Source organism: Yersinia antarctica (genome assembly GCF_056636475.1).
This window is the reverse complement of the sequence record NZ_JBSJQF010000001.1, coordinates 1662088-1674222: the sequence shown is the minus strand read 5'-3', so window position 1 is coordinate 1674222 and position 12135 is coordinate 1662088. Positions and strand designations below refer to the sequence as shown.

Here is a 12135-nt window from a genome sequence, read left to right as displayed (position 1 = left end):
CATGGTGGAGAGGCTGAGATGCTGCCAGAACTGACCGATGCCCAAGCCCTGCGTTATAACCGGCAAATCGTGCTGCGCGGTTTTGATTTTGACGGTCAGGAAAAACTGAATGCTGCCAAGGTGTTAATCGTTGGATTAGGGGGGCTAGGATGCGCAGCCGCACAATATCTGGCAGCAGCAGGCGTGGGCCACCTTACCCTGCTGGATTTTGATACGGTTTCGCTTTCCAACCTGCAGCGGCAGGTTTTGCATCGCGATAATCGTATCGGAATGTCAAAAGTGGCCTCTGCGGCACTGACGCTGTCTGAAATGAACCCTCATTTGGCACTGAAATCCATTGATGGTCAGTTAGATGACCAACAACTCGCGGCAACCATTGCTGAACATCAGTTGGTGTTGGATTGTACCGATAATGTCACCAGCCGCGAGCAACTCAATCGACTGTGTCATGCACAACGTAAACCACTGGTTTCAGGTGCAGCAATTCGCATGGAGGGGCAAATTAGTGTTTTCACTTATCAGCCAAACCAACCCTGCTATCGCTGCCTCAGTCGGTTATTCGGTGACAATGCACTGACCTGTGTTGAAGCCGGGGTAATGTCGCCCTTGGTGGGGATTATTGGTAATTTACAAGCGATGGAAACCATAAAGCTGTTAGCTGATTATGGTCAGGTGATATCTGGGCGCATATTGATGTATGACGCCGCAACGGCAGAGTTTCGGACCATGAAGCTAGCCAAAGATGCCCACTGTGAAGTCTGTGGCAAAGATTAGCCGCCTATTTAGCGCAAAAAAAAAGCTGATGCAATGCATCAGCTCTCTTATCAACACACCATCAACTAATCAGGACTGAATACCCTGGCTACGCAGATAGTCTTCGTAGTTACCGGTAAAGTCGATCAGCTTGCCTGGTGTCATTTCAATCACTCGGGTCGCCAAAGAACTAACGAACTCACGGTCATGGGAAACGAAGATTAGCGTGCCTTCGTACATTTCTAATGCCATGTTCAGCGCTTCAATCGATTCCATATCCAAATGGTTGGTTGGCTCATCCATTACCATGATGTTAGGGCGCTGCATCATCAGCTTACCAAACAACATCCGCCCTTTCTCACCACCAGACAAGACCTGTACTTTCTTCTTAATATCGTCCTGGCTAAACAGTAAACGGCCCAGCACACTGCGCACAGCCTGCTCGTCGTCTTTTTCCTGTTTCCACTGACTCATCCAGTCAAATACCGTCAGATCGATTTCAAAATCGCTGGCATGATCCTGTGCATAGTAACCAATCTTACTGTTTTCAGACCATTTTACGGTGCCAGAATCCGGCTCATAATCCCCTACCAAGGTTTTCAGCAAAGTCGATTTACCGATACCGTTTGGCCCGAGGATAGCCACTTTTTCACCCACTTCCAGGCGCAAATCCAGTTTTTTAAACAGCGGGCCGTCATCAAAACCTTTGGTCAACAGTTCAACTTCCAGCGCATTACGGAACAGTTTTTTATCCTGATCAAAGCGGATAAACGGGTTCTGGCGGCTAGATGCTTTCACTTCATCAAGCTGAATTTTATCAATCTGGCGGGCGCGAGACGTCGCCTGTTTGGATTTAGAGGCGTTGGCACTAAAGCGGCTAACGAAAGATTGCAGCTCAGAGATCTGGGCCTTTTTCTTGGCGTTATCTGACAACAGACGATCACGAGCTTGCGTCGCCGCCGTCATGTATTCGTCATAGTTACCCGGATAAACACGCAGTTCGCCATAATCCAGATCCGCCATGTGGGTACACACCATGTTCAGGAAGTGACGGTCATGGGAAATAATAATCATGGTGCTGCTACGTTCGTTCAGCACTTGTTCCAACCAGCGGATAGTATCAATATCCAGGTTGTTGGTCGGTTCGTCGAGGAGCAAAATTTCCGGGTCTGAGAACAGGGCTTGCGCCAGCAATACACGCAATTTAAAGCCAGGAGCGATTTCGCTCATCAACCCATAATGTTGTTCAACCGGAATACCTACACCAAGCAATAATTCACCGGCACGGGCTTCTGCGCTGTAACCATCCATTTCACCATAGGCAACTTCCAGATCAGCCACTTTATAGCCGTCTGCTTCGCTCATTTCAGCCATAGCGTAGATGCGGTCGCGCTCTTCTTTTACTTCCCACAGCTCGCCGTGACCCATAATAACGGTGTCCAGCACTGTGTTGTTTTCAAAGGCGAATTGGTCCTGACGTAACTTACCCAGACGCTCATTCGGGTCAAGGAATACGTTACCGCCGCTAGGAACTAAATCACCGCCAAGGATTTTCATGAAGGTGGATTTACCACAGCCATTAGCGCCGATCAGACCATAGCGATTACCGCCACCGAATTTTACTGAAATGTTTTCAAACAGCGGCTTGCTGCCGAATTGCATGGTGATATTGTTAGTACTTAGCACAGAGCTCGCTCTCGATTGGATTACTGAATAGGGATATTCAAGAATTATAGAAAATGTGATTCGGCGCGCATTATGCCACAAGATGGCAAGAGTATCGCCTCCAGTTTTGCACGAAATCTCAGCAAGCGCTTAAATCTGACGGTAAGTGGCTGCGGCAATAAAAGCTTGATGCCACTAAAAGGGACTATTAGCCCCTTAAATAAATACCCTAAACCCTAGGTTATTCGTGCTGTTACTCATCAATACATTGCAATGCGCTGTATTTATCCAGCAGGAATGGCCGCAGATAGCCAACTGTGTTAGACATCGGTAGCACCTCTTCGCTGAGATGGATATTCAGGATATCGCTGAGATAACTACGCCGTTTTTGTATTCTTTGCCAAACATCAGGGTACTGTGTAGCGAGCGCATTACGTAAATGCTGATCAGCCAGTGCAATACACTCCTCAGCACTCACTCCGGCATAACCTTTTACCGAAGGAATGATATCGATTTGGAATATCATCCCACTGCGAATTATCTCTTCAGAATCGCTATAAATGGGAGAGCACAACCACTCTTCATCAGCAACTAAATGGCCGGGATTTAGCGACCAATGGTATTGTGATTTAGGGAAAACCGTTTCCACTAATGCGTACATCTCTTTTCCTGGCATACCAATACGAATATTTTCCAGCCAAGCGACGACTGTTGTGTAATAAGGTAGCGCAACCTTATCAAGATAATCTCTTTCCGCGCGTGGTAGTTCATCTACATGATGAACCGCATAGCCGGTTCTACTGCTCAAACCGCCTTTAAACCCAGTGGTCAATGATATTTTATCGCCGAGTTGTACCGCTTTATCACTGGGATATAAATTTGCCTGTTCAAATCTGGCGCCAGTCGCAGCAATTATCACAACAGTGTTCGGTTGGCCTTCATCTGCCAGATAACTGCCCAGTTGCTTTTCTGTTATGCCGATATCAACCGCCGCCAATGCATTAAGAATACGATTCGACGCCAAATTAGCGCCATATTCATAGTGCGCCAATTCATTAGCATTATTGGTCACTCTAGCTGCAATATCACTGCCAATAAATAGACTGGTAGCGTTAATAATCGTTGCTACCGGTGAAGCAGACTTTTTAATTGCATCCAAAATAAAATGCGGAATATCAAATAGCTGACTGTTATCGTCCAGCTTACTGGTAAACAGTTTCCATCCTGCAACCCCAATCTTTTTAGCCTGCTGAATCCCGGTTGCTGCCAATAATTCAGTAAGCGTTTTACTGTTGTCCATTGGTTGATTTGGCAATGAAAAATAGGGGACATGAATCACGGTATTTCTGACTCTGGCATAGTCAGATAACTTTAAATTCTCGTTACCTAATAATAAATAGACCTCGCCCGAGACATGTAACACCAGAGCCGCTTCTTCAAAACGGGGAATAAACCCCGCCAGATATTCAAAGTTACCCCCATGCTCTTTGTCCGCATACACCAATAAATAATCGATAGCGGCACGGCGCATATTACTAATAACTTTAGCTTTGCGATATTCGATGGTTTCATCATTAATGGCTACCTTAGTAACAGCATCAAACCTTGGCGGCGTATCAATAGCGTTAAGTTTTATCTGACGCTTAATAATCATCTTGTTCATAAGAATCATTACCTTGGTTAATTTATTTACACGCCGCCATACCCGCTATTGATGTTGATGCTATAACCACTTTGCATCGCGGGTAAAGGAGATCGTTAGCCACCGATGAGGGCCGGACTCGCCAATTTCTTTGGCTATTTCATCGCGTAATTTGTCAAAATAACTGACACCATTCGTCTCCATCTCTGGTGGAATAACCACATGAATCTCGATAAACAACCCCCGCCCCATGCGGGTGGCATAGTGGGAGTAATCAATAAATTTATATTTTGCCATTAACTTATCCATTAAGCTCTCAATGGCATTATCCAGATTGTCTGGCGTCATTTGTAATACTTCACGAACTGCCGAAATGACTGTTTTTATTGGCACAGGTATTAAGACCAAGGTTAACAAGGCCAATACAGCGGGGTCGGTATAAACAATCAAATGCGCATAGCGGGTACCTTCCATACACCATGAAAGCAAGAAGGCTACTAATAACGCAGAACTGATGCAGGCCGACATTAACCAGCTTTTGGTATCCAATGCAATTAGCTCGGATTTGACTCGTTTATTTAAACGACGTTGTTTTAAAAAGAGGGTGAAACAGAAAATACTGACCACTAATGCATAAACAATCGCCCACCCCAACTCCAATTCCCTGCCGCCGTCGAAAATCCCCTTAATGGCATTGACGAATGCGTAAAGACAAAGAAAGGCCAGCAAGCTGCCATTGAAAGCCAGAACCAGTGGTTCAACATGCCAGAAACCGTATTGAAAACGCCGACTGTGCGGCTGACCAAGTAATCGGGAAACCAATAGCGATAAACTGCACATTCCAGCATCTAAAGCAGAGAACATACCATCGAAAATAATCGACATCGAACCGCATACGATACCAAAAACAATCCCCATAATGGCGATAAACAAAGTGCAAAAAATTGAACGTCTTAAAATCTGCTGTTCAAGCTTGGTGTCATGTAACAGAGGTGGAGCCTGTTCACTGAGTGTCGTCATGATTTAAACCCATTTTTTATTACAACCTATTGTTTTATTACAACCTATCGTTTATTACAACCAACTGTTTTATGACCATCAATTTTTTTATTTAGCTTAATGCGTGAATCACGATAAGAGCCTGAAGGTTAATCCGCACTAATAGTAGTGTGTCATATTATCTCATTTTTACCAGTAAATTACGCAGTAACACCCAAACAGAGAACCTTGTTAATCTCTTGTTTTTATTAATTTAAAATATAGCGAATCCTATTCGCAGGAATTTTATATCGCCAATTGATATCCAAATGGATTATTCGGTACTTCATTTTCATCCTTATCCTAAAGCCATCAGCGCTCAGCGCTTTATACTTTAAACCTAATAACAGATTTGTTTAATTTTAATAACATCTGGCTATAAACAAGATTTTTCATTAATGCAGGTAAATGAGTAGAAGTTGTTATTCGTCAAGAATGCTATTTCTGCATAACGATATTATGCACCGCTTGGACTAATACCCGTTCAGGAGGAAATATGGCGACAAAACTTAATATTGTATTGGTCCATGGCGCATGGGCTGATGGCTCACAGTGGCGCTATATTATCCCAGCCCTGCACACCATGGGGCACCGGGTCATTGCAATACAAAATCCGCTGACATCATTAGCAGATGACGTGGAGCGGACCATTAAGCTAACTACCGCCTTATATGGCCCTACCCTATTAGTGGGCCACTCTTATGGTGGCATGGTCATTACACAAGTCGGGCATCTGCAAAATGTGGTCGGTATGGTCTATCTCGCCGCTTTTGCCCCCGATGCGGGAGAGAGCTTATCCAGTACTTTTGCACTGCGTGAACCGCCTATTGGCGCCGCTTATATTCGCCCGGATGATAATGGATTTCTATGGATTGACACTGACCAGTTCCACGAAAATATGTGTCAGGACATTGATGAGAATGAAGCACTGGTGATGTCTATGGTGCAAAAACCCTTAGCAACTCGCGCTTTTACTGATAAGTCTGCTCAGCCTGCCTGGCGGGTCAAACCTTGCTGGTATCAGGTTTCAACGGAAGACAGAATGCTGCCGGTCGAAACACAACGCGGTTTTGCTGCTCGAATTCAGGCCCAAAAGGTGATTGAGTTACCCTCCAGCCACGCCTCGATACTCTCTCATCCACAGCAGATAATCGCGCTGATTGTCGATGCCGTAAATGCGGTTAAATAGTTATCACACGCCAGCCTCACATCTGCATCATATGACAGGCGAAAAAAATCCGCCCGAAAGCGGATTTTTATCAGACACAGCATAACACCGTGAAAGATGAGTGCTAACTATTCTAAGCAGTCGCTTAGAAAGTGTAACCTACGCCAGCAACCCAAGTACCGACATCAACGTTGCGGATGCGGCTCTGTTCGTAAGAAACGTCCAGGGCAACATTTTGCATTGGGTTGAACTGCATACCTGCGCCGTAAGTAAAGCCGTAATCGCTGGTGCTGCTTTTATCGCTAGCAGAAGTTGGGTAGTTCTGGCTGAAACGACCGTAACCCACACCTACCAGGCCATAAACGCTAGCCCAATCGTTGATACGGTAAGCTGGACCACCGGTGATAGCATTGTATTGTGCTTTGTTGTATACCGACGAGCTGTCACCGAAGCTGCTTTTTTCAGTGTGAGTGAAAGAGGTGATGTAACCCAGTTGAGAATCACTCCACTCGTAACGGTATTTCAGGTTGAAACCTGAAGATTTGTTAGCAACACCTTGATAATCGCTCTGGGCATAACCACCAGAAACGGTGCTTTGACCGGCAAAGGCTGAACCTGCGGTCACTGCTAATACACAAGCTGCTACTGCTGAAAGACATGCAATTTTATTCATAACCACCTCGAAAGACGCAAATTTTTAGATGAAACAAAAACACCATGAAATTATAACAATAAATAGTAGGAAACTCTGCCTACATATGATTGTCTAATCATTTATTTGGTGTAACAAAGGGTTTCAAGAATCTTCCATCTTACTAATACGCTTACGAATTTCCGCCATTCTACACCTTTTTGTGACTCCCATCACCAAAAGCCATTCCAGACTATTCTTAGTTTTAGCGCTTAAATAACCAGCAGAAATAGCGTTAAAAAACCGCAATGCTGAAAATTTATTATTTCTTTCACTGCTTTCCGTTTCTTTTTTCGCTCCTTTGGTGATTTTCAAACACTTGGCTGACATTTCATTTACACTGGCAAAAATAGCTACCTAATAATTTTCTTTGAGGCTTAACAGGATGTCTTTGTCTCCTTCATCCAAACATTCACTTCCCTTAGTCCCTATTCTGTTACTGGTGATTGCCATGATCTCCATCCAGAGTGGTGCATCGTTGGCGAAAAGTTTGTTCCCACTGGTTGGCGCGCAAGGAATAACCTCGCTGCGGCTCGGTATCGGCACACTTATTTTGTTTGTCATCTTTAAACCTTGGCGAATGCGATTCACCTCAGGCAGCCGCTTACCCCTGCTTATTTATGGTGTGACATTAGGTGGAATGAACTTTTTGTTTTACCTGTCACTAAAAACGGTGCCATTGGGTATTGCCGTCGCATTGGAGTTCACCGGCCCGTTGGCGGTTGCCATGTTCTCTTCTCGCCGCCCGGTGGACTTTATCTGGGTAGGGTTGGCCGTTCTGGGGCTATGGTTCTTATTACCGCTGGGACATAACATTGGTACCATTGATTTATTTGGCGCGGCTTGTGCCTTGGGTGCTGGAGCCTGTTGGGCGCTGTATATTATTTCAGGGCAGAAAGCCGGCGGTGATCACGGTCCTGGGACTGTCGCGGTAGGTTCTCTGATCGCAGCACTGGTATTTTGCCCAATTGGCGTAGCATATAACGGCCTTGCCCTGTTCGATCCCGCCATTCTCCCCGTTGCTCTGGCTGTCGCTATTTTGTCGACGGCATTACCCTACTCACTAGAAATGGTCGCACTGACCCGGCTCCCTACGCGCACATTTGGCACGTTAATGAGTCTGGAGCCAGCACTGGCGGCCATTTCAGGGTTGGTATTCTTAAATGAACATCTGACATGGGTTCAATGGTTGGCTCTGGCATCAATTATCAGTGCCTCTATCGGGGCCACACTGACTATCAAACCCAAGCCACAACTGGATCAAATTGCCTGAAGGGTGCTGCGCGCATCAGGGCTAGTTCAGCCCTCTCACCTTCTATCCTATTGTTATTTATCAAACGCCAGCCCAGCACTGCACGGGTTGGCGTTTTTTATTAATTATTTTCCTTTTTTTTGCATCCAAAACACCAGGCTGATTCGTATAGGTAGATGTGAGGCAAGACTTCACCTCAACCGTCCTAAAAGGAATACATTATGAAAACTCTTCTTCGTTCTGCTATCTGTGCTTCCTTACTGTTCAGTACTGTCTCTATGGCCGCCATGATGTCCGAAACTGTTATGGTAGGTGGTGCTTCGATGTTGCCGAGTAAAAATATTATCGAGAATGCGGTTAACTCAAAAGATCACACGACCTTAGTCGCTGCGGTTAAAGCTGCAGGGTTGGTTGATACCCTGCAAGGCCCTGGGCCATTTACCCTGTTCGCGCCCACCAATGCCGCGTTTGCAAAATTGCCCGCCGGTACAGTTGAAAGTCTGGTCAAACCAGAAAATAAAGCCATGCTCACCCAAATCTTGACCTATCACGTGGTGGCCGGGAACTACGATATGAAACAGTTAGAAAGTAAAATTAAAGCCGGAGGGGGTACTGCCGAGCTGAAAACTGTCAATGGCCAATCACTATGGATTATGAACAACGGGCCACATAACATTCAGCTTAAAGATGGAAAAGGGAACATCGCCAATATCAGCACCTATGATGTACAACAGAAAAATGGCGTGATCGATGTGATTGATACTGTTCTGATGCCTAAATAAAACCCGTCTATACTGGGTGCAGTGTCTCACTGCACCTGACGGCTTTTTTAGGGATTGGCGCATGAATGAATACTCACTGGAACAACAAATCGGGCTGATCGATGCCATTGCTCAAGGTGATCAGTCCGCGTTTGAAAAACTATACCGGCTCACTTCCCCCAGACTATTCGCGGTCGCCTTAAGAATGCTGCGCAACCCTGCTCGGGCAGAGGAGGTTTTGCACGACTGTTTCCTCACCGTCTGGCATCGGGCCGATAATTACAATGCGCAACTCAGTGCCCCATTAACCTGGTTGACCCATATTGTGCGTAATCGGGCCATCGATTTGATGCGCGGCAGTGATAATCGTCTGCAAACGTTGAACGATGACCAAACCGATTATTTGACCGATGACACACTGACGCCTCTGGCTCAATTGCAGCAAGACAGTGAAGCTAAACAATTGGCAGACTGTTTGGCACATCTGCCGGTTGAGCAACGACAAAGTATTATGTTGGCTTATTATCAGGGGCTTTCTCATGGGGAGATCTCTACTCATCTACAACAACCACTTGGTACGATAAAAAGCTGGATACGTCGTGCACTCGATCACTTGAAGGGCTGCGTAGGCTTATGAAAAACAGACGCGAATATGACTCAGCATTGGCCGCTGAATATGCGCTGGGAACCCTGCGCGGACTTGCCCGGCTGCATTTTGAACGCCGATTCCGTCGTGACCCACAGTTGGCGGCAGATGTTGCCAGTTGGCAGCGTCTGTTTACCCAACTGGATAATCAATTGGCCCCGCTGGAGCCTCCTGAACGCGTATGGAAGCGGCTGGAGTTAGAGTTACCACCAATCAACCTGCGCCATATCAAACGTAATCGTTGGTCTTATTTGGGGTGGGCTGTCGCCGCCGCACTGGCCGCAGTCCTGGTGATCCCACGTTTATTGGTAGAGCCACCAACATCCGTCCCGGTGGCCGTGCTCTCCAATAGTCAGCAAAGTGGTCAATGGGTGGTCAGTCTGGAGAAATCGACTCGTAGCCTGACATTAACTCCCCTTAACCCCGTGGTAGTCAGTGAGCGTAATAGCCTTGAATTATGGAGTATTCCGGCGGGTGAAAAACCACACTCACTGGGGTTACTCAATACCCATGGGCCAACACAACTGACTCTGACTGAAAACCAGTTAATGGCGAATTCGTTATTAGCAATCAGTCTGGAGCCTCACGGCGGCTCGCCCACTGGCCAGCCAACCGGTGCGGTGCTGTTTAGCGGGCCATTGCAGAATCTATAATAGATAAATATGCACGCGTCAGCGGCTATCACTTATCCGCATTACTGATCTTTTTCTACCGGAGGTTATGCATGCAAGACTGGGATCCTGATTTATACCGCCAATTTGAAGCAGAACGTACCCGCCCTGCCGGTGATTTGCTCGCACATATCAGCACTACCCAGCCACAGCGCATCAGCGATTTAGGTTGTGGGCCAGGCAACTCTACCCAATTGCTGCACCAGCGTTTTCCGCAGGCGCAGCTGGTTGGGATTGATAACTCGGTGGCGATGTTGGCCAGTGCGCAACAGCGCCTGCCGGCATGTGCATTTCTTGAAGCGGATATTCGCCAGTGGCAACCCGCTGAGCCACAAGATCTTATTTATGCTAACGCATCGTTACAATGGCTAACCGATCATCAGCAACTCTTTCCCTATTTGTTCTCCAAGTTGGCTACCCACGGCATACTTGCGGTCCAGATGCCAGATAATTTGGAGGAGCCCAGCCATCGAGCTATGCGTGAAGTTGCAGAAAACGGTCCATGGCAGCAAACACTACAAGAGGCGGGGGCAATACGGGCGAAGGTTCTGTCAGCCAATCAGTATTATGACTTACTGGCCCCCAATGCAGAGCGGATAGATATTTGGCGCACTACCTATTACCACCCGATGCCTTCAGCGCAAGCCATCGTCGATTGGCTGCGAGCCACAGGTTTACGGCCTTTTCTTGAACCGCTCTCTGAAGCAATGCGATTGGATTTTTTGCAAGACTATCTGGCAATCATTGATGTGGCCTATCCGCAACAGGCCGATGGTCGCCGTTTGTTGGCATTCCCCCGCTTGTTTATTGTTGCCCACGCTCAGTAGTCATACCGGGTATGCTGGTTGAATTTATTGACTGGCATACCTGCTGATTCGTTCCGGTATGGAACTATTCATCGCATTATATATATTACTCATGTTCGCCAAGCTATTAATTAATAACACCTTCGCCTCATCCGTGGCATTAAATATTATTGAAAGCATCCAAATGGATATTGGCCTCATAAAAACCATACAAATCACAGCAATAGTTATTTTCAATTAGCCATAAACACCGCGATGATAATATTCTTAAAAAGAAACAATAAATTACATTTACAAATAAACACCACTATCAACTATTTAATTGATAGGCCGAATCTACCCTACAAACTTAAATATCTTTGTTATACTTATTGCGGTGAAGAAATTGGTAATCAACTCAATAAAGGGATACCTATTATGAGTACAGCAAAACTGGTAAAAACAAAATCTTCCGAACTGCTCTACACTCGCAACGATGTTGAAGAACATGTCAAAGTTGACACAGTGAAAGTATTAAACCGTATGGTTATTCAGTTTATTGATCTGTCGCTGATGACCAAACAGGCTCACTGGAATATGCGCGGTGCCAACTTTATCGCGGTGCATGAAATGCTGGATGGCTTCCGCACAGCCCTCACTGATCACCTAGATACCTTCGCAGAACGAGCGGTACAACTCGGTGGTGTCGCGCTCGGAACCACACAAGTCATTAATGATAAAACACCGCTGAAAAGTTACCCAACCAATATCCATAGCGTGCAAGAACATCTTAAAGCGCTGGCAGACCGCTACGCCGTGGTTGCTAATGATATTCGTAAGGCAATTTCAGAAGTAGAAGATGAAGACAGTGCTGATATGTTTACTGCCGCATCACGTGATCTGGATAAATTCCTGTGGTTTATCGAGTCAAATATTGAGTAATCCTCAGTATGATACCCAATAGATCGTAAAATGGCAGAAAGATAGACCGGGTAATGAGAATAGCCAATACACCTGCAATTTTAACGAAGATGGGTACAGGGCCGGTTATCCGGCCCTACGC

The 12135-nt window shown here is 46.0% G+C and carries 13 protein-coding genes; 8 read left to right on the top strand and 5 right to left on the bottom strand.

The genetic code is table 11. The annotated features are described in order from the left end of the window. The first annotated feature begins 18 nt into the window (after window positions 1–18). The gene (moeB, locus tag ACWJJO_RS07760; RefSeq protein WP_193784691.1) at window positions 19–774 is read left to right on the top strand and encodes a molybdopterin-synthase adenylyltransferase MoeB; all 756 of its coding nucleotides are present in this window, start codon (window positions 19–21) and stop codon (window positions 772–774) included. A gap of 69 nt (window positions 775–843) precedes the next feature. Here the strand turns inward: moeB and ACWJJO_RS07755 are convergent, their stop codons facing one another. The 3 genes from ACWJJO_RS07755 to ACWJJO_RS07745 form a co-directional block, all read right to left on the bottom strand. Next, a complete protein-coding gene (locus ACWJJO_RS07755; RefSeq protein WP_071843536.1) occupies window positions 844–2439 on the bottom strand; it encodes an ABC-F family ATPase in 1596 nt (531 codons plus the stop codon). A gap of 232 nt (window positions 2440–2671) precedes the next feature. After that, on the bottom strand, window positions 2672–4081 hold the full coding sequence (locus ACWJJO_RS07750) for a Xaa-Pro aminopeptidase (RefSeq protein ID WP_481090879.1): 1410 nt from the start codon (window positions 4079–4081) through the stop codon (window positions 2672–2674). Between the two features lie 60 nt (window positions 4082–4141). Next, window positions 4142–5080: a cation diffusion facilitator family transporter gene (locus ACWJJO_RS07745; protein WP_372568892.1), complete on the bottom strand. Its 939-nt coding sequence runs from the start codon at window positions 5078–5080 to the stop codon at window positions 4142–4144. A gap of 514 nt (window positions 5081–5594) precedes the next feature. On the opposite strand from ACWJJO_RS07745, the gene ACWJJO_RS07740 reads away from it, so the two are divergent. Further along, window positions 5595–6287, top strand: a complete 693-nt coding sequence (locus tag ACWJJO_RS07740) for an alpha/beta fold hydrolase (RefSeq protein WP_442847984.1) — start codon at window positions 5595–5597, stop codon at window positions 6285–6287. Between the two features lie 124 nt (window positions 6288–6411). On the opposite strand, the gene ompX is transcribed toward ACWJJO_RS07740, so the two are convergent. Then, a complete protein-coding gene (gene ompX / locus ACWJJO_RS07735; RefSeq protein ID WP_083159423.1) occupies window positions 6412–6939 on the bottom strand; it encodes an outer membrane protein OmpX in 528 nt (175 codons plus the stop codon). 123 nt (window positions 6940–7062) lie between these two features. After that, window positions 7063–7272 carry a hypothetical protein gene (locus ACWJJO_RS07730; protein ID WP_227746547.1) on the bottom strand — a complete coding sequence of 70 codons (210 nt, stop codon included), beginning with the start codon at window positions 7270–7272 and terminating at the stop codon, window positions 7063–7065. Between the two features lie 70 nt (window positions 7273–7342). On the opposite strand from ACWJJO_RS07730, the gene rhtA reads away from it, so the two are divergent. From rhtA to dps, 6 genes are all read left to right on the top strand, one after another. Further along, the gene (gene rhtA, locus ACWJJO_RS07725; RefSeq protein WP_083159428.1) at window positions 7343–8230 is read left to right on the top strand and encodes a threonine/homoserine exporter RhtA; all 888 of its coding nucleotides are present in this window, start codon (window positions 7343–7345) and stop codon (window positions 8228–8230) included. Window positions 8231–8430: 200 nt separating this feature from the next. Then, entirely contained in the window at window positions 8431–8991 is a 561-nt protein-coding gene (locus ACWJJO_RS07720; protein WP_083159430.1) for a fasciclin domain-containing protein, read from the top strand. 61 nt (window positions 8992–9052) lie between these two features. Further along, window positions 9053–9607, top strand: a complete 555-nt coding sequence (locus tag ACWJJO_RS07715) for a sigma-70 family RNA polymerase sigma factor (protein WP_083159432.1) — start codon at window positions 9053–9055, stop codon at window positions 9605–9607. After that, window positions 9604–10269: an anti-sigma factor gene (locus ACWJJO_RS07710; protein ID WP_083159434.1), complete on the top strand. Its 666-nt coding sequence runs from the start codon at window positions 9604–9606 to the stop codon at window positions 10267–10269. The genes ACWJJO_RS07715 and ACWJJO_RS07710 overlap by 4 nt, the downstream gene beginning before the upstream one ends. A gap of 71 nt (window positions 10270–10340) precedes the next feature. After that, window positions 10341–11114: a trans-aconitate 2-methyltransferase gene (tam, locus tag ACWJJO_RS07705; RefSeq protein ID WP_083159436.1), complete on the top strand. Its 774-nt coding sequence runs from the start codon at window positions 10341–10343 to the stop codon at window positions 11112–11114. A 396-nt stretch (window positions 11115–11510) separates the two neighbouring features. Next, a complete protein-coding gene (gene dps / locus ACWJJO_RS07700; protein ID WP_083159438.1) occupies window positions 11511–12014 on the top strand; it encodes a DNA starvation/stationary phase protection protein Dps in 504 nt (167 codons plus the stop codon). The last annotated feature ends 121 nt before the right edge of the window (window positions 12015–12135 follow it).